The sequence below is a fragment of the Porphyrobacter sp. TH134 genome (assembly GCF_002855495.1).
Classification (GTDB): domain Bacteria; phylum Pseudomonadota; class Alphaproteobacteria; order Sphingomonadales; family Sphingomonadaceae; genus Erythrobacter.
Window position 1 is genome coordinate 1 of the sequence record NZ_PKRO01000025.1, and the last position, 25,787, is coordinate 25,787.

Here is a 25,787-nt window from a genome sequence, read left to right on the forward strand (position 1 = left end):
CATCCAGACTTCAGTCAACGGCAGCGCCTCCTCAGCGCCGCCATTGAATCAACCGATCACGTCTCGCGCAAGCAATTTAATGGGGCCTGAGCCTAGACGACGGAGAAGCCCATTCAGCCATTATGTCTGCTCGCAGCAAGGTGGCCTTGATTGCACGTGTCCATCAGCTTCTCTATCAAAGCGGAACCCACAACCGTGTTGATATGAAGATCGCTATCGAAGAGATTGTTACCGATTTGGTCATCTCTGCAGGACGAAGTGATGTAGATTTAGAATTTAGTTTCTTGGGCGACTTGATGATTAAGATAAGTCAAGTGAGCCCACTCGTACTGGTTCTCAACGAGATCGTTACAAACTCACTCAAATACGGCCTGAGTTCAAAAGAGCCAAGGTTGTCCATTTCCGCTGTTCGATCCAGCGAACAGATCACGCTGGTCATCAGCGATAATGGCGCTGGCATATGTCCTGCGGCGGCTGAGGAAAAGTCTGGTCAAGGGAGCGAAATTGTTGAAGGTCTCGTTCATCAGATGCGTGGTGAAATCGTGACCCAAAGTGCTAGCACCGGGACAAAGGTCGTCTTGACGATACCGACCAAGCCTCAGTCATCTAACGTAAAAGGCGCGAATTAATGAAGATATTGGTCGTCGAAGACGAATTCATGGTCGCTATGACACTGAAGGCCTTGTTAAAAAAGCAGGGACATGATGTTGTAGGCATCGCGGATGATGTAGTCTCGGCCGTAAATGAAGCGGAACGTGCCCAGCCACAACTCGCGTTTGTCGATATCCAGCTGGCGAATGGTAGCTCAGGCCTCGACGCAGCGGCTGAACTTCAGAAGAATGGAGTCATTTGCATCTTTCTTACGGGCAACCCACCAGATGGGCCAAGGCCCGATCTTGCACTAGGTTGTTTGCCCAAGCCGTTTTCAGACAGATTGCTGGCAGGTTCAGTCAAAATTGCCGAAGCGGTAATTGAAGGATTGCCGCTTCCGGCAGCGCCGCCCGGACTTGAATTGTACCGGCACTGACGGGTTTTCAGGACATATGGACCAGTTGTTGTTCGATGATGGAGAATAGCAAACGGGTACCGATGGCCGATTGGCCAGAACAATAGCGTGCTATCGTGAATTAAATGCGTATCCCCATGGGGTGAGGGGCCGGCAGCAATGCCAGCCCCCTTCTTTGTGCCATCAAGGTTGCCAATTGCGGTCACGTGCAGCTTGTTCCTTAGCGGCATCGAGCGCGCGACCCGCTGCGATATCCTGCGCTACTGCCTGTTCGGCCAAGGGCGCGTTTGCGACACCCCCGAGGACGCCGCGCCATTGGGTGTGCGCGGCCAGCTTCTCTCCCCGATGGACCCACAATTCCGGCGTCTGAGCCCTTTATTTCCGGGGCGCAGAATTGCCCTTGCTTATGCGACTAACTCGCAGTAGCGGGATCGCAATTGCACTGCGAAAGGTTCTCTCAAATGCTACCGAGTTTGCGCGTTGGGCTCCTGCTCAGCTGTTCTGTGATTGCTGTTCCAGCGGTCGCTGAAACGGCTGACGCCAAGGCTTTGGCCGCTGACTTTGCCGCACCTGCCGCCGCATCTGCCAGCGCGGCCAAGCCTGCGACGGAAATCGTGGTCGTCGGCAACCCGGACGAAGCTGACGAGATCGCCGGGTCTTTTGCCACTGTGACCAATGATGACCTGCGCCGGACCCGCGTACTGAATGTCAATGATGCGCTGCGCCAGGTGGCGGGCGTGTTCGTGCGCGACGAGGAAGGCGCCGGGATGCGCCCCAATATCGGCATCCGCGGCCTCAACCCGATCCGTTCGACCAAGGTGTTGCTGCTGGAGGATGGCATCCCGCTCGGCTTTGCGCCTTACGGCGACAACGCGGCCTATTATCACCCGCCGATCCAGCGCTTCAGCGCGGTCGAGGTGCTCAAGGGCGCGGGCCAGATCCGCTTTGGTCCCCAGACCATCGGCGGCGTGGTGAATTACATTACCCCGGAAGTGCCTGAGGAGTTTGTCGCAAGCGGCACGGTCGCAGCAGGCAATCGGGATATGCTGATGCTCGACGGACAGGTTGGCGGCAAGCTGCTGGGCGGGGGTGTGCTGGTGCACGTCAACCACAACCAGACCGATGGCAACCGCGACAATCAGGCGCTGCGCTTTACCGATATCTTCATCAAGGGCGCATGGGAGCTTGGCCCCGATCACGGCCTGACCGTGAAGTTGTCGCGCTTCCGCGAGGACAGCCAGGTCGGCTATTCGGGCCTGCGCCGTGACGAATTTGCCGCCGATCCGCGCGGCAATGTGTTCGTCAATGATGATTTCCAGACCGAGCGGTTGAACGCGACAATCGCCCATCGCTGGGATCTGGATGAGAACCTGCGCCTGCTGACCACCGGCTACTACCATTACTTCACGCGGGACTGGTGGCGGCAGTCTTCCAACAGCGGACAGCGCCCCAATGATGCGAGCGATCCCACCTGCGGCGGGCTGGCCAACCTGCTCACCACCTGCGGCAATGAAGGCCGGCTGCGCGATTACGATACTTACGGCGTCGAAACGCGGCTGAGCGTGGATCACGGCTTGCTGGGCTTGGACGGCGCGACCGAAATCGGCGTCCGCTATCATGAAGAACGCCAGAGCCGTCAGCAGCTTAATGGCGACACGCCCAACGCCCGCCGCCCCGGCACCGGCGTGAACGCAGGCGTGCGCGAAAACAACGAGCGCGATACGACTGCCTTTGCTGCCTTCATCCAGTCGAACTTAGTTTTCGGCGATCTTTCCATCACCCCCGGCGTGCGGGCAGAGTTCATCGACCTGACCCGCCGCAACCTGCCGATCGATGTGCTCGTTAATGGTCGGCCCTCGGGCACGCTGACGGAGGCCACCAGCGGCAGCCAGAGCCTGAACGAGGTGCTGCCCGGCATCGGCGCGACGTGGGCGCTGACCGACAGCATCACGTTGTACGGCGGCGTGCACCGCGGCTTTGCCCCGCCGCGCGTGGAGGACATCATCACCGCAGCGGGCGGCTCGGTCGATCTCGATCCGGAGCTGAGCTGGAACTACGAAATCGGCATTCGCGGAGACATCGTGCGCGGCATCAACGCGGATGCGACGTTCTTCGTGATGGACTTCGAAAACCAGATCATTGCGCAATCCGTGGCGGGCGGGATCGGGACGCAGCTGACGTCTGCTGGCGAGACCATGCACCGCGGCGGCGAGTTTTCGCTCAATGCCTCGTCCCGCGATGCGGGCTGGACCGAAAGCGAGACCGATGTGTTTGCGCGGCTGGCGGTAACTTGGGTTGCCGACGCCAAGTTCAGCAGCACGCGCATTGCCACCGCACCCTGCTTTGACGGCGCGGTTTCCGGCACCCCGGTCGCCACAGGCTCCGGCCCGGCGGCCTGCGGGGTGGCCCGCAATGTCGAAGGCAACCGCCTGCCCTATTCGCCGGAATGGCTGGTGTCGGGCGCAGTCGGGGTCGAACACAAGGGCTTCACCGGTCAGCTGGAAGTGGTCAGCCAGTCTTCGATCTTCGCCGATGATGTCAACCTGATCCCGGTCACGCCCGATGGCCAGCGCGGGCTGATCGAAGGGTGGACGCAGGTCAACGCGGCGGTCTCCTATGGTCCCCCGCAGGGCAATTGGGAGGTGTTCACCACGGTGCGCAACCTGTTCGACCGGCTCTATGTCGTTGACCGCGCGCGGGGCATTCTGCCGGGCCAGCCGTTCACCATTCAGGCGGGCGTGACTCTGCGATATTGATAAGGTCGCAGGTCAGGGTGATCGAAGCGCAAAAAGCGGTCGGAACAGCGGCGTTGTGATCAACAAGCGCCGCTGTCATCGCCGCGCCCGCCCGTACCCTTGCCCGCCAAGTAAAGCCGTTCCAGCAGCAACCGTAACTCCACCAGATTGGCGATCCGCAAGCCGAGTTCGAACACGTCGAACGGTTTGGTGACGATGTCCCGCGCGCCCAGCGCCAGCGCGCGTCGACGCGCCTCGATCGAGGTGTCGGCCGTCAGCACCATGATCGGCACCGGATCATCCGCCACGGCGAGCCGTCTGAGCCGGTCAAGCAAGGCATAGCCGTCAATCCCCGGCATCATCAGGTCGAGCAAGACCAGATCAGGACGGAACGCCAGATAGCGGTCAATGGCATGGCGCGGATCGGGCACGGTTTCGACGCTGGCGTAGCCTTCCCGCGCCAGCACCGCCGCAACCAGGGCAAGGTTGGCTGGCTCATCATCGATCACCAGAATCCGGGCATCATCGGCAGCACGTGTCACTCGTCCGCAACGCCTTCTGTCAGCGCGCGTTCCAACTGCCCAGCAAGAGCAGGCACATCAATCGGCTTGGTCAGGACGGCGCGCGCGCCGCGGGCGGCCCAATCGGCCTGTGCGGCAAGCGCGTCGGCGGTCAGCAGAATGACCGGCAGGGCCGGGATGGTGCGCCGCAGTTCTTCCAGCACCCAGTCCCCATCGCGGTCCGGCAGATGCAGGTCCAGCAGCACCAGATCGGGGCGGTGCTGCAAGGCGAGGTCAAGGCCAATGCGCGCCTGCATGGCGTTCAGGACCCGCGCATCGGGCAGGTGACGGGCAATCACCGCTTCGATCAGCTGGGCATTGGCAAGGTTGTCTTCGATCAACAGGATCGTGACCGCGCGCGGCTGCACAATCGCACTCGAGGCCGGGTCGCCTTGGGCAAACTCGGCCGGCAGCGGCGTTTTAGAAACCGGCAATTCGATCCAGAAGCACGCCCCTTGGCGCCCATCGTCACGCGGGGCATAGCCGATAGCGCCAGCCATCGCCTCGACCAAGGCGCGCGACAAGGACAGGCCAAGGCCGGTGCCTTCAGAACCTGCCGCCCCCGCCGCCAGCCGGGTGAAAGGCTGAAACAGCTGCCCCGCCTGCTCGGGATCAATCCCGATGCCGCTATCGATGACGTCGATCCGCACGATGCCGCCCACTCTTTGCGCGCGCAGAACCACGGTTCCACCATCGCGGTTATATTTGATCGCATTGCTGAGCAGGTTGAGCAGCACCTGCAACAGGCGGCGCGGATCGGCGGCAATCGGCGGCACCCCGCCCGCCTCGCAGATCATCGTCACGCCGCGGGCCTCGGCCTGAGGCCGCACCAAGCCGGCCGCTTCTGCCATCACCGCAGACAGCACCACCGGGGCAATTTCCAGCCCCAGTTTACCCGCTTCGATGCGGGCAATATCGAGCACTTCGTCGATCAGCGCCAGCAGATGGCGTCCGGCGCGCAGGATATGATCGATGCTGCCCCTGTCCTGCGGGCTATTGGCCGTGCGATCGAGTTCGAGCAGCTGGGCAAAGCCGAGGATCGCATTGAGCGGCGTTCGCAATTCATGGCTCATGCGTGACAGGAACAGGCTTTTGGCAGCGCTTGCCGTCTCGGCTTCCTGCCGGGCAATCTCCAAGGCTTCCTGCGCGCGGCGGCGCTCCGTGATGTCGCGGGTGACCTTGGAAAAGCCGCGCAGTGCGCCGGTTTCGTCATACAGCGCGGTGATCACGACATTGGCCCAGAACCGGGTGCCATACTTGCGCACCCGCCAACCTTCGTCCTCGACCCGGCCTTCGCGCATGGCATCGGCGAGGTTGCGCATCGAGCGGCTTCTTGCGTCCTTGCCGGGGTAGAAGACCGAGAAATGACAGCCCATAATCTCGCTGCTGTGCCAGCCCTTGATGCGCTGCGCTCCGGTGTTCCAGCTGATCACATGGCCCTGTGTATCGAGCGCGAAGATGCCGTAGTCGCGCACGCCTTCGATCACGAGGCGGAAACGCTCTTCGCCGTCGCGCAGCGCCTGTTCGCGGGCGCGCAGCAGACGGCTGGCCTCGCCCATGCGTTCGGCCAGCAGCCCGATCTCGTCGCGGCCATCCTCGCGCCCGGTCAGCACATCGCCCTGCGCCAGCAGCACCGCATCGCGTTCAAGCCGCTGGATGCGGCGCACGATCCCGCTGGAAAACAGGAACACCGCAAACAGGCTGCCACCCAGCCCCGCCAACATAAGGATGCCGGTCGCCAGCAACCCGCCCGAGCGCAGCCGGTCAAGCCGATCCTGACGGGCGGCCAGCAATTCGCGTTCGCGCGCCTGCATCCCTTCGATCTGGGCGCGCAGGGCATCCAGCACGCGCTTGTTGGCGGCAAGGCCATCGCCGATCGTCGCCTGATCGAGCGTACCTGTACCCTCGCGCGCCGCCAGCAGCGCGGTCAGCCCATCGCGCTTCTGTTCGGCCAGCGCTTCGATCCGCGCCAGCCGCCGGGCCGCATCAGCATCACGGATGGCCGCCTGAAGCTGCGCAAACAGCGCTGGCAGCGTGTCTTCGGCCCGCTGGTACGGTTCAAGAAAGCGCCGTTCGCCCGTCAGCAAATAACCGCGCACCCCGCTTGACGCCTCGGCAAGAAGGGCGTGGACTTCATTGATGTCGGTCTGGATTGCGATGGTCAGGCGGACATCCTGTTCGGCCTCCGCTTCCATCCGGCTGATGGCAAACAACACCGCCACCGATCCCAGAAAGATCAGCAGGGGCAGCGCCACGACCACCAGCCCCTTGGTCGCAAGCGCGCGGTTGGCCCACCAGCCGGCGATGGCGTGCCCGTTCATCCGGAGCGCCGTGTGCGATGTTCGACCGCCAGAATTGCCGCCTGCGTCCGGTCGCGCACGCCAAGCTTGCCGATCAGTCGTTCGACATGGGTCTTGACCGTTCCGGGACTGATGCCGAGCCGGCCAGCGATTTCCTTGTTCGTCAGCCCATCAGCCAAGGCGCTCAGCACTTCACTTTCGCGCGGGGTGAGGTGGTCCAGCGCGACAAAGGCAGGATCGCGGTGGGTCAGCTTGACGGCGCTGCGCATCAGAGCAGGCGGAAAGGCGACCGCGCCGGCAGCGACCTGCGCAAGCGCATTCAGCAATTCCTCGCGCGAGGCATCCTTGGTAATGAAGCCCCGCGCGCCCGCAGCAATCGCTGCACGCAGATAATCGGCGGTCTCGTGCATTGTCAGCATGACGATGCGGATGTGCGGCAAGGCCTCGGACAACCGCCGCGCGGCCTCCAGCCCATCGATCCCGCCTGCGCCTTGCGGGCCGTAGCGGATATCGAGCAGCGCAAGATCGGGCTTGAATTCGGCGCACAATGCCAAGGCCGCCTCGGCGCTCGCCGCCTCGCCGACCACGGCAAATTGGCCGCTCCGCTCGAGGATCGCACGCAACCCTTCGCGGGCCAGCGCGTGGTCGTCTGCGATCACAATGCGAGCAGGCGCGGTGTTCATGCAGCAGGCAGTTCGGCGGTAATCATGCTGCCCGCGCCGGGCGTGCTGGTGATGACGAGCTGCCCGCCAAGCAGCGCAATCCGTTCGCGCATATAGGCAAGGCCAAGCCCGCCCGCAGCGCCCGGTTGGCGCAGCGCAGCCGGATCGAACCCGCAGCCATCATCGCGTACGCAGAGCGTGATATTGGCGCCTGCGCGGCGCAGTTGCACCACCACTTTTGTCGCCGGGCCGGCATGCATCCGGGCGTTGTTGAGCGCTTCCTGCACCACCCGGAACAGCGTTGTCTCAGTCGCGGCGGCTGGGCGTTCGTCAGGTGCAAGCACGAGGTCGAGCGTCACTGCGAGACCTGCAATGGCCGCATCCTCCGCCAATTGGCGCAGCGCCGGGACAAGCCCGAGATCATCGAGTACCGGCGGGCGCATTCCGGCGATCACCCGTCGCAGCTCGCCCACCAGCGCCTTGGCCTGCTCGCGCGCCATCGCAAGGTCGTCCGGATCGCCGTCACCTGCCAGTTCCAGCCGGCGCATCAACGCGGCTGCACTTTGCGCCACGCCATCATGCAATTCATGCGCGATCCGGCTGCGCTCCGCCTCGTGACCGCCCAGCAGTTTTCCCAGCAGCATCGCCAGCCGGCGCTCGCGGGCGCGGGCAGACAGGCTTGCACCAAGCAATTGGCACAGCAGGCCGAGCGTTTCGCGGTCTTCTGCGCCGGGTTCGCCGCGGCGCTCCTCCAGCACCAGCACGCCGATCTCCGTCCCGTCACTGCCCGGGGCCTTGAGATCGAGCACAAGAGTGCCCGGCATCGCCGCTGCCACTTTATCCGAACTGGCCACATACCCATTGGCAAAACCGGCAAGATGCGCCGCCGCCCGCGCGACATCGGCGGCCACCGCATCGAGTGCCTCCGGGCTTGCCGCGGCCAGCGCCTGGCCGGCATCGGCCAACACTCTCAACCGCGCCGCCCGATCTTCGGCAGCGCGGTACAACTGCCGCAAATCGGCAGCGTTTTCAGGCGTCGGTGCGACGAGCGGGGCAGGCATGGCCGGACAGCCCTAACGCCCGCGATGCGCTTTGTCATATGCCATTCGGCATAGGCCATCAGGCCAGCCATCCAGCCGACGCGCGGCTTTGAGAGCTGCGCCATCTCCGGTGGCATCAGTGCCAACCATTTTGATGGAGCCCCTCGTGAAGATGACCCTGTTGGCGACCGCTGCTGTCGCCCTTATCACCGCCTGCACGCCCGGCTATGCCGAAGCCAAGTCGCGCAAACCCGCCGCCACCCCGGTCGCGGCCGAAGCAACGGCCGACTGCATCACCGAGAAGGAAGTCGTTGCCGCGCAGAAGGCGTGGGGTGATGGCATCGTCAACATCGGCAAGGTCTATTCGAGCGGCGGCGATTACACCGTGGCGGCGGCAGCCCACATCGATCAGTTCTACGCCTATGATCTCAGCCTCGTACTGTTCAAGCCGACACTCGCATCGGTCGATCAGTTCCGCACCTCGTTCGATTCCGCGCTGTCCTATTTCGTTGGCGGCAATCCTACCTATCCCGAAGACAAGGGCTTTGCCATCAAGCCTTGGAGCAAAGTGCGCTGGAAGAATGTCGGGATCACCAATAATTCGTGCACCATGGCTGTGGCGATGGGCAATTACTGGTTTACCGCTGCGGGTGCTGCCGAGGAAACCAAGGTCGAATACACCTTCGGCTATATCCGCGACCCGAAGGGCGCCCTGAAGATCGTCGTGCACCAGTCATCGGTTCCGTATAACGGCGCCTGATTGTCCTGAAGCCACCGGGGCGCGGCCTGCACGGACGCGCTCCGGCCTGGAGTATCCGCTTGCGATGACCCTGCGTCTGTTTCCCCTCGCCTGTCTGGCCGCTGTTTGTGCGGCACCGGCCTTTGCCGCAGAGGACGATGCCAACATCTGGCTTGGCCAGTTCGCCACGATCAATGCGACCGACAAGGTCTATGTCCGGCTCGAAGCACAGGAACGCTTCACCAATGATGCCGAGCGGCTCGGCCAGTTGCTGCTGCGGTCGCTGGTCGGCTATCGCATCGACAAGGATGTGAATCTTGGCGTCGGCTATGCCTATGTCCGCACCGATCCGGTCGGCCCGGCGCTGCTGAACGAACATCGCTATTACCAGGAGCTCAACGTGCGCCTGCTTTCCAGCCAGGGCGGCGTGACGCTGGATTCGCGCACCCGTCTGGAACAGCGCACATTTGAAGAACGCGAAGACACCTCGTGGCGGCTGCGCCAGTTCGTGCAGCTGCGGGTGCCTGTCAGCGACAACAACAAGCTGGTCGCCTACACCGAACCGTTCTTTGACCTCAATCAGACCGGTGTGCAGCGCGGCGGCCTGTCGATCTGGCGCAATTTCATCGGCGTATCGGTGCCACTGGCGAAAAACATCGAAGTGGTGCCCGGCTATCTCAACCAGCATGTCGTGCGCGACGGACGCGACCGGTCGGATCACACGGCCAACGTAAACCTGTTCATGACCTTCTGAACCCGCCGGTAATCGCGGCTTCCATCAAATCGGCGTAATCTCAACCCATCAAACGATTGCCGTGTTGCCATGCGTCAGCCTGTCCGTATTGTCTCAGCATATCAACAGGTGGCTGAGGGCAAGATGACAAAGCGAGGATCATGGAGGGCGGTTGGGGCGCTCGTGCTGGCAGGGGTGCTGATGGCCACCGGCCCGCTGCGCGCGCAGCCGGCAGAGCGTGAAGTCGTCTTCACCAATGTCCGGGTATTTGATGGCACCGCCGACACGTTGTCTGCGCCGACCACTGTTGTGGTGCGCGGCAATGTGATTGCCGCGATCGGGCCGGACTCCCCGCCTGCGTCTGCTGAAGCAACCGTGATTGACGCAGCCGGCCAGACGCTGATGCCAGGCCTGATCGACAATCATGTGCACATGATGTTCAACAGCCTCTCGCCCGCGCAGATGGCCGCGCCCGACATGAGCCTTGAAAAGGTGATGGCACTGTCGGCGGAGCAATCGCGCGCGATGCTGCTTCGCGGCTTTACCGCGGTGCGCGATGTCGGCGGGCCCTCGTTCCAGCTGAAGCGCCTGATCGACAGCGGCAAGGTGATGGGCCCGCGCATCTGGCCGGCGGGGCCGATGATCTCCCAGACCTCGGGCCATGCCGACTTGCGCCACCCCAGCGAGCCTTCGCGGCGGTTTTCAGGCAAGATGTCCAAGGCCGAAGAAATCTGGGCGAGCGTCGTCGCAGACGGGCGTGACGAAGTGCTGACCGCCGTGCGCGAGAACCTGCGTCTGGGCGCAAGCCAGATCAAGATCGCAGCCGGCGGCGGCACCAGTTCGGAATATGATCCGCTCGACGTCACCCAATACACGCTCGACGAGATGAAGGCGGCGGTGGATGCGGCGTCGGACTGGAACACCTATGTCACCGTCCATGCCTATCACCCCAAATCGGTGCGCCGCGCGATCGAGGCGGGGGTAAAGGTGATCGAGCATGGCAACCTGCTGGATGAAGACACGCTCAAGCTGATGGCGGACAAGGGCATCTGGCTGTCGGGGCAGATGCTGGTCGATTCGACCGAGGCGATGGACCCCAAGCGCCGCGAAAAGCGCAAGCCGGTGATCGAAGGCCAGAAAATCGTCTGGCCGATGGCCAAGCGTCTGGGCGTGAAACTCGCCTGGGGCACCGACTTCCTGTTCGAGCCTGAACTCAACGCCCAGCAAAACGCCTATATCCTGCGGCTGAAGCCCTACTTCACGCCTGCCGAACTCCTGCGGCTGGTGACGTCGGGCAATGCCGAACTGCTTGCGCTGTCCGGCCCGCGCACGCCCTATGAAGGGCGGCTGGGTGTGGTCCAAGAAGGCGCGCTTGCCGACCTTATTCTTGTGCGGGGTGACCCGCTGGCCGATATCGACCTGATCGGCGATCCGGCGCGCAATTTCACCGTCATCATGAAGGACGGGGTGATCGTGAAAAGCGCGGCGGAATGATCCGCGCAGGGTTGTTGGCCGCCGCCCTGGCGCTGGCGGCGGGTGGGTGCGTTTCCTATCCCGATGTGCCCGCGCCGCAAGCCACGGCGACCCCGCCCGGCCCGGCTCCGGCCACTCTCAGCGTGATGACCTTCAACCTCGAAGGCCTCACCTGGCCCGCGCGCACCGGGCGAGGTCCGTTTCTCGAAGCCATCACCGCCGAGTTTAAACGGATGGAAGCGGGCGGCGTGTTGCCTGATGTTATCCTGTTTCAGGAAGCCTTCAGCACCGATGCGCTGCGCACAGCCACGTCGACTCCGCATCCCTACGCTGCCCTGGGCCCGCGCGCACCGATGCGGTCCGGCCTGCCCAAAACCCGCGACCCCGTGCTGCGCAAGCGCAACGTGATGCGCGGCGAATGGGGTGTGCGCTTCATGGGAAGCGGGATCGCAATCGCCTCGCGCTATCCGATCACCGCAAGCTTTTCCCAGCCCTATGGGCCGACCTCGTGTGCGGGGTGGGATTGCCTCGCCAACAAAGGCGTTATGCTGGTCCGGATCGCGGTCCCCGGCCTTGCTGACCCCATCGAGATCGCCACCACCCACATGAACGCGCAAGGTGCTTCGAAGGCCCCGCCGGAAAAGCACCTTGCTGCCCACAATGCCCAGTCGGCCGAGCTGGCCGATTTCCTTGACCGGGTAAGCCTGCCTGCCAGTCCGCTGGTGCTGGCGGGCGATTTCAACATGCGGCGAAACCCCGCGCGGCTCGATGCGTTTGAAACCCGGAACGGGTATCAGCTGGCGCGGCGTTATTGCCTTGAGGCGCGTGATGATCCGGCCATGCCGCCGTGCGATATCCGGGTCAGTTTCGACGGGGATGCACCCTGGCTCGATACGCAGGACCTGCAAATCTACGACAACGGCGACCGCATCGCCCTGCGCCCTGTGCGGATTGAAGCGTGGTTTGACGGGCCAGACACAGGCGGGCGCTTGTCCGACCATGATGCGTATATCGTGACCTATGCCATTGAGCCGCTCGCCGCACTGAAGGCAGCCGCCGCACCGGGCGCGCGGGTCGAACCACGGCGTTGACGCGCAGCCCGTCCCAAATCGCTGGAAAACTCTCGGCCGCACCTTTGCGCGGGGCCGCTGCCTGCCTAATCCCCTGCGGGTGACAGCACACATCGACATCGGGCGCGACCAAAGCGGACAGACGATCGGGATCGATCTGGCGGAGCTGCTTGCCACGCGCCTGCTGGTGCAGGGCAATTCCGGCTCGGGCAAATCGCACTTGCTGCGCCGACTGCTGGAGGAATGCGCCGGACAGGTGCAGCAGATCGTGATCGATCCCGAGGGCGATTTCGTCACCCTCGCCGACGAATTCGGCCATGTGGTGATCGATGCAGGGGCCTATTCCGCGCGTGAGATCGAAGAACTGGCGCTGCGAGTCCGCCAGCACCGCGCATCGGTGGTGCTGGCTCTCGACGAGCTTGAGGTGGAACAGCAGATTCGCTGCGCGGCGCTGTTCCTGACCGCCCTGTTCGATGCCCCGCGTGAGTATTGGTATCCTGCGCTGGTGGTGGTGGACGAGGCACAGATGTTTGCCCCAGCCGCTGCGGGCGAGATGAATGACGACACCCGCCGCGCGACCCTGTCGGCGATGACCAATCTGATGTGCCGTGGCCGCAAGCGCGGCCTGGCCGGGATCGTCGCCACCCAGCGGCTGGCCAAGCTCGCCAAGAACGTCGCCGCCGAAGCATCGAACTTCCTGATGGGGCGTACCTTCCTCGATATCGACATGCAGCGTGCGGCTGATCTTCTCGGCATGGACCGGCGGCAGGCCGAACGGATCCGCGATTTGCAGCGCGGGCAGTTTCTGGGGCTCGGCCCGGCGATCAGTCGGCGCCCCGTGGCCGTCCATGTCGGCGCGGTGCGCACGGCCGGGCGCGGCGGCGGACAGGGGTTGATCCCGCTGCCCGATGCCGCCGAGGGCGCGATGGAAGCCTTGCTGACCGAACGGCTGACCGAAGCAGCGGCCCAGCCCCAGCCCGTCCGCCGCGCAGCGCCGCCGCCCGCCCCGCCGCGCGCCGCAGTGGAACAAGCGCTCGCCGCACCGCGCGATCTGCCCGACGTGGTGCCCGGTACCGCGCCAGCGCGGCCCGCTCCGGCCCCGGCCCCAGCGCTGCCTCCCGCTCCTGCTCCGGCCCTCTCACAATCGACCGACAACCTTGAGGCCGTGGTGCGCGAACTGGCGCTGAGCGAGGGCGCAACCTTCCGCTCTGCGACCGCGCTGTTTCGCGATTTCGCGGTCCGCTGCCGCCAGCGCGGCATCGCCAGCGCCCATATCGACATGGCCCGATTCCGCCGGATGTTTGCCTTTGCCGTCAGCGGGGCCGACCAGATCGGAAGCGCGGGCCTTGCCGTGATCGCCCAGGCGGCAGAGGGCGTGGAGGATGATGTGCTCGCCCCCTACCTCGCCATCCTGATGGCCGCCGCGCAGGGCACGCCCATGCCCGGTGAAGACGAGTTGGGACGGCTCTACGGCAGCTCATCCCCCAGCCGGGTGCGCCGGCTGCTCGACCACCTCGAACGGCAGGGCCTGATCGTGGTGCGCGAGGATTTCGGCGGGGAGCGCACAATCACTGTGCCGCACGCCCTGTCACTGGCCGACGCGGCGGAATAGGCGGCGGCGGGCGCGCCCGGCCTAAAACAACCGCGCGCCCAGCGGCACATCGCTATCAGGCGCAAACAGCACCACATTGCCCGCCGTGTCGGGAAAGCCGAGCGTCAGCACTTCGGACATGAACTTGCCGATCTGGCGCGGCGGGAAGTTCACCACTGCTGCCACCATTCGCCCATCCAGTGCCTCGGGCGTGTACAGCCCGCAGACCTGCGCTGACGAACGCTTGATCCCGATGCCGGGGCCAAAGTCGATGGTGAGCTTGAAGGCCGGTTTGCGCGCTTCGGGAAAGGCGTCCACCCGGATGATCCGCCCCGCGCGAATATCGACTTTGAGGAAATCGTCGAAGGCAATCGGCGCCGCGGCCGGATCGGCGGGATCGTGAAGCATGTGCATGGCTGCCAAACTAGCGCACCGCCGGGCAGCCTGTCTATTGGCGCGCGATGATGGGTTGCATTTGACAATCCATCATCGCGCTCGCAGTCTGCGCGGCGGAGAGAGGCTCTCGAAGGGGATCACATTCATGCAAGCGCAAATACTCGCGCCCGCCGCCGTGCTGGTGGTGTGGACGCTCATCATGCTGTTCTGGATGGCGGGCGTGCGGCTGCCCGCCTTGAAGAAAGCCGGGATCGATCTGGGCGCGCGGCCCGGCGGCCGGGGACAGGATCTTGAAGGGAAGCTCGACCCGCAGATCAACTGGCCTGCCCACAATTATTCGCACCTGATGGAGCAGCCGACGGTGTTCTATCCCACGGTCGTGATCCTTGCGATCATGGGCGCGGGCGCCGTGGATGTCACGCTGGCTTGGGCCTATGTTGGTCTGCGGATCGTGCATTCGGTCTGGCAGGCGACAGTAAACAAGGTGCCGGTGCGCTTCCTGCTGTTTCTCGTCTCAAGCATGGCGCTGCTGGCGCTGGCGATCCGCGCTGCGATGGCAACCCTGCTGGCCGACCCTTCGGCCCTGCCCGTTTAAGGAGAGACCTGATGATCGGAATGGATATTCTCCAGCCCGTGGTGGCGCTGTTGGCGTGGACGATGGTGATGTGGGTGTGGATGTACGCCACCCGCATCCCGGCGATGAACAAGGCCGGGATCGACGCCAAGAACCTCGTGGGCAGCAACGGCGCCAGCCTGCGCGCGAAGCTGCCCGATAGCGTCAGCTGGAAAGCCGACAATTACAACCATCTGCACGAAGCACCTACGCTGTTTTATGCGGTGGCGATCGTATTGGCGATCATCGGTCAGGGCGATGGGTTCAACACCACGCTCGCCTGGGCCTATGTCGGCCTGCGCATCGCGCACAGCATTGTGCAGGCGACCATCAACCGGGTCATCGTGCGGTTTGCGCTGTTCGCCTTGTCAAGCTTCGCGCTGATGGCGCTGATCCTGCACGCCGCACTGGCGGTGTTTTGAATGGGCGCGGCGGCGGATTATTCCGCCGCCTCGGCCTCCTGCACCGCATGCGCGCGCTCGGCAAGGTAACGCTCTCCATCGAGCGCGGCCATGCAGCCCATGCCCGCTGCGGTCACCGCTTGGCGATAGACATGATCGGTCACGTCGCCGGCCGCAAATACGCCGGGGATCACGGTCTTCGGCGTGCCGGGTTCCGTCAGCAGATAGCCGCTTTCGTCCATCGGCAGCTTGCCGACGAACAGCGACGTCGCGGGCGCGTGGCCGATGGCGACGAAGGCCCCGTCAACCTCCAGCGTCGATGCCTCACCCGTCACGGTGTCGGTCAGCGCCAGGTGGTGCAGCATCCCGTTCTCGCCCGCTTCGAAGCTGGCGACTGCCTTGTTCCACAGCACGGAGATCTTGGGATTGGCGAACAGACGCTCTTGCAGGATCTTCTCGGCCCGCAAACTGTCGCGGCGGTGGATCAGGGTCACGTTGTCGGAATGGTTGGTGAGGTACAGCGCCTCCTCGACCGCGGTGTTCCCCCCGCCGATCACGGCGACGGTCTTGCCGCGGTAGAAGAACCCGTCACACGTCGCGCAGGCGCTGACGCCCTTGCCGCCCAGATCCATCTCGCCCGGAACGCCGAGCCACTTGGCCTGCGCACCGGTGCAAATGACGAGGCAATCGGCGATATATTCATCCCCGCTATCGCCGATGGCGCGGAACGGCGAACCATGATCGAGATCGACCGAAACGATCGTGTCCCACATCATGCGCGTGCCGACATGTTCGGCCTGCGCGCGCATTTCCTCCATCAGCCACGGGCCCTGCACCACATCGCGGTAACCGGGATAGTTTTCGACATCGGTGGTGATGGTCAGCTGGCCGCCGGGCTGAAGCCCTTGCACGACAATCGGTTCGAGCATGGCGCGCGCGGCATAGATCGCGGCGGAATAGCCCGCCGGGCCGGAGCCGATGATGAGCATCTTGGTGGTATGGGTCGCCATGGGAGTGCCTCGGATGGATTTCAGAAAGACGATATGGGAAAGGGATGCCGCATTGTCACGTCACCAGCTTGGCGCGCAGACGCTCTTTTCTTGGGCTATCGACACCTAAGATTGTCGCCAGATACGCGTCAAGCGATCCGTGATCGTGGGTTACCTTGGCGATGTAAGTATCGAGATACTCGGGCAGAACACCCATCAGATTGTGCAAGGCTTCAGGTTCGATCGTTCCGTAATGCGCCTGCATCCGGGGAAGCGACTGGCGTTCGAGGATGGCGCGCGTCGGCGCATCATTGGTCAGCAGAAATTCGCTCACAATATCATCATGATGCACGCCGAGAACGTGGAGCAGCAGGCTTGCCGCGATGCCGGTGCGGTCTTTCCCGGCAAAGCAATGCACCAATGACCCGCCATCATTTTCATCCAATGCTTTGAAATAGCGCGTGAACATTGCGATCATCGCCGGGTTCACCGGCATCCGCGTATAGACCGCCAGCATCCGCTCGCGCGCCTTTTGCGGCGTCATCACGACCTGGCCCCCGCCCCCTTCGTGCGGCGGCGAATTGCTGGTTTCACCATCGTGCGCAATGACTTGCGCGGCAAAGCTGGGATGGCGTCTGCACGGAAACCCTTCCCGCTCACTGGTTCCGCGCAGGTCAATCACGGTGCGGATGTCAAGCGCATGGATCAGCGCCAGATCATCGTCGGACGCTTCCATGTGCTGGCCCGACCGGAACAGCACACCGCTGCGCACCTGCCCGCCGCCGTCCGCCCGGTAGCCGCCATAATCACGAAGGTTATGAATGCCTTGCGTGACATAGAACGGGCCAAGGCGAGCGCTGTTGGCAGCGGTATCGAGAGAATCGCGGGTCATGGCGAGAACCAATACAGGCCCACCAAGACAGGGCAAGCCGGGGTCTGGCAGGCGCCTAGGGAGCTTTGCGAGGGGTCTGGCCAAGCCAAGCGGAACGGCTTCAAGGTTAATCCGGCGCGTCCCAACAGTAACCTTGCAACAAGGCCCCGCGCCATGGCCCGTATTCTGATTGCCGATGATGACGAATTGATCGCCGAACTGGCGAGCGAACTGCTGATCGATGCGGGTCATGCCTGCGGGTGGGTCACCTCGGCTGCGGCGGCGTGGCAATGCGTTCAGCGCAAGCGGCCCGACATCCTGTTGCTCGACCAGTCGATGCCGGGAGAATCCGGCATGACGCTGCTGCGCCGCCTGCGCCGCTCGCCCGAACTTTACGATCTGCCGGTCATGATGTTCACCGCGATGAGCGGCGAACAGGACGAGGTGCAGGCGATCTATGCCGGGGCGCAGGATTTCCTGTCCAAACCGTTTGATCCGGTCGATCTGCTCGCCCGGGTCAGCCGCCTGATCAAGCTGCGAGGGAGCCGCCCGCGCCATGTCGATATTGTCAGCGCGGTGGTCGGCAACCCGCTGCGCAGCGAGGTGGATAGCAGCGTGGTGCGGCGCCTGATCTAGGCGGCTGCTACTGCGACGACGGCGACGGCGGGCGCCTGCCCGGCCAGCAACCCGCGCCCGATCACCTGCGCCTGAATCTCGGCTGCGCCTTCGAAGATATTGAGGATGCGGGCATCGCACAGCACGCGGCTGATGGGATATTCCAGCGCGTAACCATTGCCGCCGTGGATTTGCACGGCATTATCGGCAGCGGTCCATGCCACCCGCGCCGCCAGCAATTTGGCCATCCCGGCTTCAATATCACAGCGCGCCCGCGCATCCTTGGCGCGGGCGGCGGCATAGGTCAGCTCGCGCGCCATCACGATTTCGGCTGCCATCAGCGCGAGCTTGTCAGCCACACGAGGGAATGCCGTCAGCGCTTGTCCGAACTGCTTGCGCCCCAGCGCATAATCCAGCGCCAGGTCAAACGCATTCCACGCCACCCCGATCGCGCGCGCCGCTGTCTGGATCCGCGCGCCTTCAAAAGTGCGCATCAACTGCTTGAAGCCTTGCCCCTCTCGCCCGCCCAGCAGCCCATCGGCAAGAACTTTAAAGCCATCCAGCCCCAGCGCATATTCTTTCATGCCCCGGTATCCGAGCACTTCGATTTCGCTCCCCTCGATCCCGGCATCGGGGAACGGCGCTGCGCACGTACCGCGCGTCTTGGGCGCCAGCAACATCGACAGACCAGCATAACCCGGCGCGTCGGGATCGGTGCGCACCAGCATGGTCATCAGATCGGCGCGCGCAGCGTGGGTGATCCACGTTTTCGCGCCCGTCACCCGCCAGCTGCCATCTTCAGCCCGCGCCGCGCGGGTACGCACGGCGGCAAGATCGCTGCCCGTATCAGGTTCGGTGAACACTGCCGTCGGCAGGCACGACCCATCAGCGATGCGGGGGAGAAGGGCCGTTTTCTGCTCAGGCGTCCCGTTTTCGGCGATCAGTTCGCCCGCAATCTCCGAACGGGTGCCCAATGATCCGGCGCAAATCCAGCCGCGCGACAATTCTTCCGAGACCACCGCCATCGCCAGCTTGCCGAGGCCGAGGCCGCCATATTCTTCGGGAATGCACACACCGAACACGCCCAGCGCTGCCATCTCGGCGATCACACTATCGGGGATCAGCGCATCGGTAAGGTGCCACTGGTGGGCGTGGGGCGTGATTGCATCGGCGGTGAAGGCGCGCATCTGGCCGCGCACCTGATCGAGCGCGTCGTCGCCCAGCGCATCTTCGGGCCGCACGCCGTCAGCCAGCAAAGCGGCCAAGGCGGCGCGGGTTTCAGCCGTGTTGCCTTCGGCCAGCAGCCGCGCCGCCGCAGGGTCTGCTGCGAATATGCGCGCTTCGTTGTCGGCGGCAAAGCTCGCCGGACGCACAAATTCGTTCGCGCTCATCGGCAGGCCGCTGGCAAGCTGCGCCAGATATTCGCCAAAACCGATCCGCAAGGTCAGCGCTTCCGCCGGGCCGAACCGGCCCGCAGCCTCACCCCGCACGGCCCAATCCAGCGTCGCTTCCATTGCTGCAATCGTAGCGGCGATCCAGGCAAGGCCATGCACACGGTGCTGCGCAAGGGTAAGGCGGGCAGGATCAATTGCGCCATTGGGCGCCGTATCCTTCGTAACGCGCAGCCGTACGGCTTCTGCATAATCCCGCGCCGCCGCCAAAGCAGCGCGCCCCACACCGATCCATTCGTTCATCCCGCGATGGTAGCAGAGCGGCCGTGCCCAAGCGAAGCCCCAAATTCGCGCAGGCTCTGGCGGGAATGTTGCCCTCGTGTCACAGTGCCGGCGCAAAACCTTGCTGGAAGCTGAATAGGCCGCTTTGGCACTTACCACCAAATGCCAGAAGCGTAATACTAGACGCTACGTTGCCTCTTGGCAGCGGCATGAATTATATACGAGGGTGACAGGTACAGGGCGAAAATGCCCGGCCCCTCATTCTCGCGCAGGAAGAACCGAACAGCGGCCGTTGACGGGGGCAGGTCTGCCTCATCGGCAGCGGCGCTGGCGAACACGACAGAGCACTGCAATGCCATGCAGCATTGCAGGCCGGTCCCGGTAACACCTATGCGAGGGCACATCATGCGCATTACCAAGTTCTCCCGTCATTCCGCATCGCTTCCGGCGCTGGCTGCGGCCATGCTGGTCGCCGGGCTCACCCCGTCGCAGGCCAACGCGCAAGATAGCGTCGCCGATGAAAGCCCCGCTGCCGAGGACGCGGAAAAGCCGATCGTCGTCACCGGTTCGCGCATTGCCCGCGATCCCAACATCGGCTCGCCGGCCCCGATCCTCGCTGTGTCGGCTGAAGAATTGCAGCGCGCGGGCACATCCGACGTCGTCGATACCCTGCGCGATATCCCCGCACTGTCGACCTCGACCACGTCGGAAGGCTCAATCGACGGCCTGTTTTCCGAAGGGGTCGGCCAGTCCGTCCTGAACCTGCGCGGCCTCGGCTCGAACCGTACCCTGACGCTGGTCAATGGCCGCCGGCACGTATCGGGCGTGGCGGGCGAACAGGCGGTCGACATCAACTCGATCCCGACCGCGCTGATCGAACGGGTCGAAGTGCTGACCGGCGGCGCCTCGTCGATCTACGGGGCGGACGCGGTGACAGGCGTGGTCAACTTCGTGCTGAAGGACGATTTTGAAGGGCTGGAGGGCAACGTCCAGACCGGCATTTCCTCCGAAGGCGATGGCTGGCGCATCAATGGCGATCTGACATGGGGCGCAAACTTTGCCGACGGGCGCGGCAATATCACGATCTCGGGCGAATACGCCCGCAATGACGAAGTGCGCGATGGCGACCGCGACTTTTCGCGCGATAACCGCATCGCCGACGATCAGGACAATCCCGCGCTGCGCTTCCAGCAGGGTGATATCGGCGCGAGCACGCCCAACTTCGCACGCTTTTTTGCCGTGGGAGCAGGCGGCTTTCCAACCGGCTTCCCGATCCCTTCGGCAGCTGACTTTGGTGACCAGTTCCTCGACCTGTTCGGCGTTGCTCCCAACCTGACGGCGACCGAACTGGCCTTGATCGACCGCGCCGCCAACGCGCCGCGCCGGTTCATTGCGTCCGACCCGCGGTTTTCGTTGTCTTCGGCCGGCGGGGTGATTGCACCGGGCGATATCGGCCTGTCCGATGGCCCGGACATCAACAACAACGGCCGGGCCGACTGCCTTGAAAGCTCGGTCGGGTTCAACTCCACCTTCAACCCCGGTGCCTTCGGCTTGGCGGGCGGCTGCGCCGTGATCGGGCCCGACGGCACGCTGGGCGTGTATAATGACGGGACGATCACCGGTCTGTTCAACGGATTTGGCGGTCCCGGCATTCCCAACAGCTTCAACCAGAACTCGCTGATCCCCGAAACGGAACGCTGGTCGGTCAACGTCAATCTCAACTACGAGATTTCGAGCGAGGCGCAGTTCTTCTTTGAAGGCAAGTATGTCTCGAACAAGGCTGAGTTTCAGGCCCAGCCCAACACCTTCTACGACCTGCTGACCGTGCGTGAGGACAACCCCTTCATCACCGCGCAGCAGCGCCCGTTCATCGGCGAGCTGTTTTTTGGCGACGGGGTGCAGCGCGGGTTCTACATCACCCGCGACCCGGCCGATCTTGGCGCCAACCGCGATCGCAACGAATATGAAACCTGGCGTTTCGTGGGCGGCCTGCGCGGGGACATCACCGATCACTTCGCCTACGAAATCAGCGGCAATTACGGCAAGTTCACGCAGACCCGCATTGATAACAACCGCGTTATCATGGACCGCTGGTATGCTGCGATCGACGTGGTACGCGGCCCGGGGGGCGCCCCGATCTGCCGTTCGGACATCGACAGCACGCCGCCCGCCACCACGCCGTTCGGCATCCCGACGGGCGATCCGGGCTTCTTCACCTTCAACCCCGGCGATGGCCAGTGCAAGCCGGCCAATATCCTTGGCGGCGTGGGCGGAATCAGCCAGGACGCGATCGACTTTGTGACCACAACCGTGATCGACACCTTCGAGCTTGAGCAGATGGTGTTCGACATGATCTTCACCGGTGACACCGGGGCGTTCCTTGAACTGCCCGGCGGGCCTATCGGGTTTGCCACCGGGTTCGAACTGCGGCAGGAAAAGAGCCGTTCGACCTTCGATCCGCTGGTGCTCGGCGTCCTGCCAGTCACAACGCCCTTCGGAAACGAAGGCGATCTGCTGCGCGATCTTCCGGTGGCCCAGAACTCGCTGGTGTTCGACCCGGATTCGATCATCAACAACGCCAGCGGCGACTTCACCGTTTACGACATTTTCGGCGAAATCCGCCTGCCGCTGCTGAGCGGTGTGCCCTTTGCCGAAACGCTCGAACTGAACGCGGCGGCGCGCTACTCCAACTACTCGACGATCGGCAGCACCTTTACCTGGAATGTCGGCGGCATCTACGCCCCCATCGAAGATATTGCCTTGCGCGGCACCTATGCCGTTGCGGTGCGGGCGCCGAACATCAACGAATTGTTCAACCCGGGTCAGGGCGCCTTCTTCCGTCCGTTCGATCCCTGCGATGTCAACAACATCGCGACGGCACCAAATCCGACGCAGCGGCGGGCCAACTGCGTCGCGTCGTTCGCTGCCATCGGCTTTGATCCGACCTTCGGCACCGGCACCTATTCCTATGTCGATCCGCTGACCGCGCGGTTCTCGGGCTTGCAGCTTGGCAATCCCAATCTTCAGGAAGAAACCGCCACCACCTGGACCGCCGGGGCCCAGTTCACACCCAGCTTCATTCCCGGCCTGGTGCTGAGCGCGGATTACTACAACATCAGCATCGACGATTCGATCAACTTCATCTCGGCGCAGGACATCGTCGATAACTGCGTCGACAGCGCTTCGATCAACAACCAGTTCTGCGACCTGATCGAACGGCGTCCGGGCAATGGCGGCTTCCGCTCGCTGCGGCAGATCACGCTGAACTTCGTCCGGCAGAAAACCGCCGGGGTCGAAGCCTCGCTGCAATATGGTTTCGATGTCGGCGAGCACCGCTTCACCCTGGCCGGCAGCGGCACCTGGGTCGACAAGCTCAACGATTTCTTCGACCCCGAAGATCCGACTGCGATCGATCCCGAGCTTGGCGAATTGCAGCGGCCCGAATGGGCGGCGCGCGGTGCGGCATCGTGGGACTGGAAGGGCCTCACCCTGACCTGGTCGACCACCTGGCTCGGCAAGCAAGCCCTGCGTGCCGTTGAAATCGAGGATGTCGGCAATACCGGCGCCGACAACTTCTCGCCCGAAAACGGCCTTGCTGATGATACCTTCATCCACGACATCGCCTTCGGGTTTGAAGCCAGCGAGCGCTTCGAGTTCTACGGCGGGGTGAACAACATCTTCAACAAGAAGCCGTTCATCACCGAGCAGGCCTTCCCGGTCAGCCCGCTGGGAACCTACTTCTTCCTGGGACTGCGCGCATCGATGTAAGATCCGCGCCTCAGCGCCAATAGAAACGGGCGGAACAGCATATCGCTGTTCCGCCCGTTTACTTTCGTCCAGCCTGTGAGACCTTCAGCCGCGCGTGCCCAGCAAATTGCGCGCCACCACCCAGTTGTGGATCTCGCTCGGCCCGTCATAGATGCGCATGGTGCGCAGCTTGTTGCTCATCAGATAAAGCGGCAATTCGCGGGTCATGCCCATGCCGCCAAACAGCTGCATCGCGTGATCGACGATTTCGTAAGCGCTTTCGATGCAGAAGGATTTGATCATCGAGATTTCGCTGCGGGTATCGCGGCCTTCGTCAATCTTCCAGGCGCAGTCATAGGTCATCAGCCGCATTGCGTGGATCTTGGTCGCGGCATCGGCAACCCAGTTCTGCACGGTCTGGCGCGCCGACAAGGGCTGGCCAAACGTGACGCGCTGCGGGGCATAATCGATCATCATCTCCAGCGCGCGGCTCGCCATGCCAATCGCCCATGACGCCATTTCGATCCGCCGCGTGCCAAGCCTGACCTGCATCGGCGCAAAGCCTTGGCCCCGCTCACCCAGAAGTTTCCACCCAGGCACCCGGCAATCGTCGAGCGCGATTTCATAGGTCGCTGTCCCATCGATCATCGGGATCTTCCGGGTGACGTTGAAGCCGGGCGTATCGCGGTCGACCAGAAATGCCGACATGCCGTTGCGCCCGTTAGGGTTCTTGTCGGTGACGGCCATCAGGATGGTAAAGTCCGCTTCGGCCCCTTTGGTGATCCAGATTTTGCGACCATTGATGATCCAGTCATCGCCGTCCTGCACCGCCGTCGTCTTCATGCCAGCCGGATCAGCACCCGCGCCCGGTTCCGAAATGCCGATCGCGCTGATGGTCTCGCCGCGCACATAGGGCTCCAGATAGGCGACGCGCTGGCGTTCGTCGGCGGCAACCATCAGCATGCGCAAGTTGGGCGAATCGGGCGGCAGATAATAGGGCACGACGGTGCGGCCCAGTTCCTCGGACACGCCCACCATCGCCACCATCGGCAGGTTCATGCCGCCCACTTCCTCGGGCGCGTCAAGACCCCACAGCCCCAGTTCCCGGCTGACCGCATCGACCTTCGCGGTCTCTTCAGGCGTAAGATAGGTGCCCTGGCCGACGTTTTCACGCGCAATCACTGCCGCTTCATACGGCATCAATTGATCGGCCACGAATTTGCTGACCAGCTCCTTCAGCATCACGTGTTCGTGGGCAAGCTCGAAGTTCATGTCTGTTGTCGTCCCCTATCCTTGCTCCGGGTTTGGCAGCGCCCCTGACACCACACATTACGCAAGCTGTCACCCGCAGGATTGAGAGGGTGCGCCAAATTCACGCGAAAACCTGCGCGGGCAATCGTGCCCGCAGTGCAGGCTTGTCGTCGCTGGTTGACGTCCAATGCCGAATCACATACCTCTATATGTGCAAGACTGCAAAATCTTGCAGGTGACGAGGGAGAGCAACAGCATGCCCAGCCGGCTTATCGCATCGCGCGAGCTTGCCGACATGTTCAAGCTGCTAGCCCATGCCGACCGGCTGCGGCTGATCGAGGAGTTGCGGGCCGGCGAAAAGGATGTGACCGGGCTTGCTGTGGCGCTCGGCCTGCCCACTACCCGCATTTCCCAGCATCTGGGCCTGCTGCGAGCCCACCGCCTCGTCGAAGAACGCCGCGATGGGCGCAGCCATTTCTATCGGCTTGCCCACCCCTTCATCGCCGACTGGATCATCGACGCCCTACCCCTGGTCGATATCCGCCTGCGGCTCAAAGACACCGATCACATCGATGCAGCACGCGCCCTGTGGAGCGTGCGTGACCCCAACTCAGCCTGTTGAAAAGGATCGTTTCAATGCCTCATTTCGCCCACGGCGTCGTCAAGTTTCAGCGCGAGGTGTTCCCCGAAAAAGCCGAGCTGTTCGAAAAGCTGAGCACCGGTCAGAGCCCCGAAGCGCTGTTCATCACCTGCTCGGACAGCCGGATCGAAACCGCGATGCTCACGCAGACCGATCCGGGCGAGCTGTTCATTTGCCGCAATGCCGGCAATATCGTGCCGCCGCACACCAACCAAACGGGCGGTATGACCGCGTCGATCGAATTCGCCATCGGCGCGCTGAAGATCCCGCATATCGTGATCTGTGGTCACACCGAATGCGGGGCCATGAAGGGCGCGATGAACCGTGCGGCGCTGACGAGCCTGCCGCATGTGCGCGAATGGCTCGGCTATTCGCAGGGTGCGGTCGACATTGTCGAAGCACTGGGCGCCGGCCTCGATCCCGAAGCCAAGATGCACATGCTGCTCCAGCAGAATGTCATCTTGCAATTGCAGCACTTGAAGACCCACCCGGTGGTTGCGGTCGCTCTGGCGCAGAATGCCGTGCAACTGCACGGCTGGGTGTATGACATCAAGACCGGGGAAGTTTCGGCCTATGATGATGCCACCGGCACGTGGGTATCGGTCGAGGATCGCTATGCCGCTGATCTTGCTTCGGCGGTGGTTGCCCATCACGCTTGCTAACGCGGCGGCGCCTATTCTTG

The 25,787-nt window shown here is 63.4% G+C and carries 23 protein-coding genes; 14 read left to right on the forward strand and 9 right to left on the reverse strand.

Annotated elements, in window-relative coordinates:
- The first annotated feature begins 86 nt into the window (after nt 1-86).
- The 3 genes from C0V72_RS11090 to C0V72_RS11100 all read left to right on the forward strand — a co-directional run bounded on the left by C0V72_RS11090 (nt 87) and on the right by C0V72_RS11100 (nt 3,762).
- Complete coding sequence (locus C0V72_RS11090; protein WP_267893436.1) at nt 87-629, forward strand: sensor histidine kinase; 543 nt, start codon at nt 87-89, stop codon at nt 627-629.
- Nucleotides 629-1,027, forward strand: coding sequence for a response regulator (locus tag C0V72_RS11095; RefSeq protein ID WP_101794205.1), 399 nt, complete (start codon nt 629-631; stop codon nt 1,025-1,027). The genes C0V72_RS11090 and C0V72_RS11095 overlap by 1 nt, the downstream gene beginning before the upstream one ends.
- A 452-nt stretch (nt 1,028-1,479) precedes the next feature.
- Complete coding sequence (locus C0V72_RS11100; protein WP_199797789.1) at nt 1,480-3,762, forward strand: TonB-dependent receptor family protein; 2,283 nt, start codon at nt 1,480-1,482, stop codon at nt 3,760-3,762.
- Nucleotides 3,763-3,821: 59 nt separating this feature from the next.
- Here C0V72_RS11100 and C0V72_RS11105 read toward each other — a convergent pair whose 3' ends face one another.
- Genes C0V72_RS11105 through C0V72_RS11120 form a run of 4 tightly spaced genes read right to left on the reverse strand, consistent with a single transcriptional unit; the run spans nt 3,822 to nt 8,324 of the window.
- Nucleotides 3,822-4,283: a response regulator gene (locus tag C0V72_RS11105; RefSeq protein ID WP_101794207.1), complete on the reverse strand. Its 462-nt coding sequence runs from the start codon at nt 4,281-4,283 to the stop codon at nt 3,822-3,824.
- Nucleotides 4,280-6,622 (reverse strand): ATP-binding protein, encoded by a 2,343-nt coding sequence (locus C0V72_RS11110; RefSeq protein ID WP_101794208.1) that lies wholly within the window; start codon nt 6,620-6,622, stop codon nt 4,280-4,282. The genes C0V72_RS11105 and C0V72_RS11110 overlap by 4 nt, the downstream gene beginning before the upstream one ends.
- The gene (locus C0V72_RS11115) at nt 6,619-7,284 is read right to left on the reverse strand and encodes a response regulator (RefSeq protein WP_101794209.1); all 666 of its coding nucleotides are present in this window, start codon (nt 7,282-7,284) and stop codon (nt 6,619-6,621) included. Before C0V72_RS11115 ends, C0V72_RS11110 begins: the two co-directional genes overlap by 4 nt.
- Nucleotides 7,281-8,324 (reverse strand): sensor histidine kinase, encoded by a 1,044-nt coding sequence (locus C0V72_RS11120; protein WP_101794210.1) that lies wholly within the window; start codon nt 8,322-8,324, stop codon nt 7,281-7,283. The genes C0V72_RS11115 and C0V72_RS11120 overlap by 4 nt, the downstream gene beginning before the upstream one ends.
- A 151-nt stretch (nt 8,325-8,475) precedes the next feature.
- Here C0V72_RS11120 and C0V72_RS11125 point away from each other — a divergent pair, with 151 nt between their 5' ends.
- The 5 genes from C0V72_RS11125 to C0V72_RS11145 all read left to right on the forward strand — a co-directional run bounded on the left by C0V72_RS11125 (nt 8,476) and on the right by C0V72_RS11145 (nt 13,930).
- Nucleotides 8,476-9,063: a phosphoribosyl-AMP cyclohydrolase gene (locus C0V72_RS11125; RefSeq protein WP_233999908.1), complete on the forward strand. Its 588-nt coding sequence runs from the start codon at nt 8,476-8,478 to the stop codon at nt 9,061-9,063.
- Between the two features lie 64 nt (nt 9,064-9,127).
- Complete coding sequence (locus tag C0V72_RS11130; protein WP_101794212.1) at nt 9,128-9,796, forward strand: DUF2490 domain-containing protein; 669 nt, start codon at nt 9,128-9,130, stop codon at nt 9,794-9,796.
- 180 nt (nt 9,797-9,976) lie between these two features.
- Nucleotides 9,977-11,269, forward strand: a complete 1,293-nt coding sequence (locus C0V72_RS11135) for a metal-dependent hydrolase family protein (protein WP_199797791.1) — start codon at nt 9,977-9,979, stop codon at nt 11,267-11,269.
- Complete coding sequence (locus C0V72_RS11140) at nt 11,266-12,339, forward strand: endonuclease/exonuclease/phosphatase family protein (RefSeq protein ID WP_101794213.1); 1,074 nt, start codon at nt 11,266-11,268, stop codon at nt 12,337-12,339. Before C0V72_RS11135 ends, C0V72_RS11140 begins: the two co-directional genes overlap by 4 nt.
- Nucleotides 12,340-12,418: 79 nt before the next feature.
- Nucleotides 12,419-13,930 carry an ATP-binding protein gene (locus C0V72_RS11145; RefSeq protein WP_101794214.1) on the forward strand — a complete coding sequence of 504 codons (1,512 nt, stop codon included), beginning with the start codon at nt 12,419-12,421 and terminating at the stop codon, nt 13,928-13,930.
- A 21-nt stretch (nt 13,931-13,951) separates the two neighbouring features.
- Here the strand turns inward: C0V72_RS11145 and C0V72_RS11150 are convergent, their stop codons facing one another.
- Nucleotides 13,952-14,323, reverse strand: a complete 372-nt coding sequence (locus tag C0V72_RS11150) for a tRNA-binding protein (RefSeq protein WP_101794215.1) — start codon at nt 14,321-14,323, stop codon at nt 13,952-13,954.
- A 127-nt stretch (nt 14,324-14,450) separates the two neighbouring features.
- Here C0V72_RS11150 and C0V72_RS11155 point away from each other — a divergent pair, with 127 nt between their 5' ends.
- Nucleotides 14,451-14,900, forward strand: a complete 450-nt coding sequence (locus tag C0V72_RS11155; protein ID WP_101794216.1) for an MAPEG family protein — start codon at nt 14,451-14,453, stop codon at nt 14,898-14,900.
- A gap of 11 nt (nt 14,901-14,911) precedes the next feature.
- Nucleotides 14,912-15,340: an MAPEG family protein gene (locus C0V72_RS11160; protein WP_172438999.1), complete on the forward strand. Its 429-nt coding sequence runs from the start codon at nt 14,912-14,914 to the stop codon at nt 15,338-15,340.
- A 17-nt stretch (nt 15,341-15,357) separates the two neighbouring features.
- Here the strand turns inward: C0V72_RS11160 and trxB are convergent, their stop codons facing one another.
- On the reverse strand, nt 15,358-16,329 hold the full coding sequence (gene trxB, locus C0V72_RS11165) for a thioredoxin-disulfide reductase (RefSeq protein ID WP_101794217.1): 972 nt from the start codon (nt 16,327-16,329) through the stop codon (nt 15,358-15,360).
- Nucleotides 16,330-16,384: 55 nt separating this feature from the next.
- Nucleotides 16,385-17,200, reverse strand: coding sequence for a tyrosine-protein phosphatase (locus C0V72_RS11170; protein WP_101794218.1), 816 nt, complete (start codon nt 17,198-17,200; stop codon nt 16,385-16,387).
- Between the two features lie 153 nt (nt 17,201-17,353).
- On the opposite strand from C0V72_RS11170, the gene C0V72_RS11175 reads away from it, so the two are divergent.
- Entirely contained in the window at nt 17,354-17,815 is a 462-nt protein-coding gene (locus tag C0V72_RS11175; protein WP_101794219.1) for a response regulator, read from the forward strand.
- Here C0V72_RS11175 and C0V72_RS11180 read toward each other — a convergent pair.
- The gene (locus C0V72_RS11180) at nt 17,812-19,488 is read right to left on the reverse strand and encodes an acyl-CoA dehydrogenase family protein (protein ID WP_101794220.1); all 1,677 of its coding nucleotides are present in this window, start codon (nt 19,486-19,488) and stop codon (nt 17,812-17,814) included. The genes C0V72_RS11175 and C0V72_RS11180 overlap by 4 nt on opposite strands.
- A gap of 384 nt (nt 19,489-19,872) precedes the next feature.
- On the opposite strand from C0V72_RS11180, the gene C0V72_RS11185 reads away from it, so the two are divergent.
- A complete protein-coding gene (locus tag C0V72_RS11185; RefSeq protein ID WP_172439000.1) occupies nt 19,873-23,235 on the forward strand; it encodes a TonB-dependent receptor domain-containing protein in 3,363 nt (1,120 codons plus the stop codon).
- 84 nt (nt 23,236-23,319) lie between these two features.
- On the opposite strand, the gene C0V72_RS11190 is transcribed toward C0V72_RS11185, so the two are convergent.
- Nucleotides 23,320-24,486, reverse strand: a complete 1,167-nt coding sequence (locus tag C0V72_RS11190; RefSeq protein ID WP_101794222.1) for an acyl-CoA dehydrogenase family protein — start codon at nt 24,484-24,486, stop codon at nt 23,320-23,322.
- A 235-nt stretch (nt 24,487-24,721) separates the two neighbouring features.
- Here C0V72_RS11190 and C0V72_RS11195 point away from each other — a divergent pair, with 235 nt between their 5' ends.
- A complete protein-coding gene (locus C0V72_RS11195) occupies nt 24,722-25,087 on the forward strand; it encodes an ArsR/SmtB family transcription factor (protein WP_101794223.1) in 366 nt (121 codons plus the stop codon).
- 14 nt (nt 25,088-25,101) lie between these two features.
- Nucleotides 25,102-25,767: a carbonic anhydrase gene (locus C0V72_RS11200; RefSeq protein ID WP_101794224.1), complete on the forward strand. Its 666-nt coding sequence runs from the start codon at nt 25,102-25,104 to the stop codon at nt 25,765-25,767.
- The last annotated feature ends 20 nt before the right edge of the window (nt 25,768-25,787 follow it).

Excerpts from the sequence above, each read along its gene's own strand:
- C0V72_RS11095 (WP_101794205.1), top strand. The coding sequence starts at position 629 with ATGAAGATATTGGTCGTCGAAGACGAATTCATGGTCGCTATGACACTG.
- C0V72_RS11110 (WP_101794208.1), bottom strand. The coding sequence starts at position 6,622 with ATGAACGGGCACGCCATCGCCGGCTGGTGGGCCAACCGCGCGCTTGCG.
- C0V72_RS11115 (WP_101794209.1), bottom strand. The coding sequence starts at position 7,284 with ATGAACACCGCGCCTGCTCGCATTGTGATCGCAGACGACCACGCGCTG.
- C0V72_RS11120 (WP_101794210.1), bottom strand. The coding sequence starts at position 8,324 with ATGCCTGCCCCGCTCGTCGCACCGACGCCTGAAAACGCTGCCGATTTG.
- C0V72_RS11125 (WP_233999908.1), top strand. The coding sequence starts at position 8,476 with ATGACCCTGTTGGCGACCGCTGCTGTCGCCCTTATCACCGCCTGCACG.
- C0V72_RS11130 (WP_101794212.1), top strand. The coding sequence starts at position 9,128 with ATGACCCTGCGTCTGTTTCCCCTCGCCTGTCTGGCCGCTGTTTGTGCG.
- C0V72_RS11135 (WP_199797791.1), top strand. The coding sequence starts at position 9,977 with ATGGCCACCGGCCCGCTGCGCGCGCAGCCGGCAGAGCGTGAAGTCGTC.
- C0V72_RS11140 (WP_101794213.1), top strand. The coding sequence starts at position 11,266 with ATGATCCGCGCAGGGTTGTTGGCCGCCGCCCTGGCGCTGGCGGCGGGT.
- C0V72_RS11150 (WP_101794215.1), bottom strand. The coding sequence starts at position 14,323 with ATGCACATGCTTCACGATCCCGCCGATCCGGCCGCGGCGCCGATTGCC.
- C0V72_RS11155 (WP_101794216.1), top strand. The coding sequence starts at position 14,451 with ATGCAAGCGCAAATACTCGCGCCCGCCGCCGTGCTGGTGGTGTGGACG.
- C0V72_RS11160 (WP_172438999.1), top strand. The coding sequence starts at position 14,912 with ATGATCGGAATGGATATTCTCCAGCCCGTGGTGGCGCTGTTGGCGTGG.
- trxB (WP_101794217.1), bottom strand. The coding sequence starts at position 16,329 with ATGGCGACCCATACCACCAAGATGCTCATCATCGGCTCCGGCCCGGCG.
- C0V72_RS11170 (WP_101794218.1), bottom strand. The coding sequence starts at position 17,200 with ATGACCCGCGATTCTCTCGATACCGCTGCCAACAGCGCTCGCCTTGGC.
- C0V72_RS11175 (WP_101794219.1), top strand. The coding sequence starts at position 17,354 with ATGGCCCGTATTCTGATTGCCGATGATGACGAATTGATCGCCGAACTG.
- C0V72_RS11180 (WP_101794220.1), bottom strand. The coding sequence starts at position 19,488 with ATGAACGAATGGATCGGTGTGGGGCGCGCTGCTTTGGCGGCGGCGCGG.
- C0V72_RS11185 (WP_172439000.1), top strand. The coding sequence starts at position 19,873 with ATGCGCATTACCAAGTTCTCCCGTCATTCCGCATCGCTTCCGGCGCTG.
- C0V72_RS11190 (WP_101794222.1), bottom strand. The coding sequence starts at position 24,486 with ATGAACTTCGAGCTTGCCCACGAACACGTGATGCTGAAGGAGCTGGTC.
- C0V72_RS11195 (WP_101794223.1), top strand. The coding sequence starts at position 24,722 with ATGCCCAGCCGGCTTATCGCATCGCGCGAGCTTGCCGACATGTTCAAG.
- C0V72_RS11200 (WP_101794224.1), top strand. The coding sequence starts at position 25,102 with ATGCCTCATTTCGCCCACGGCGTCGTCAAGTTTCAGCGCGAGGTGTTC.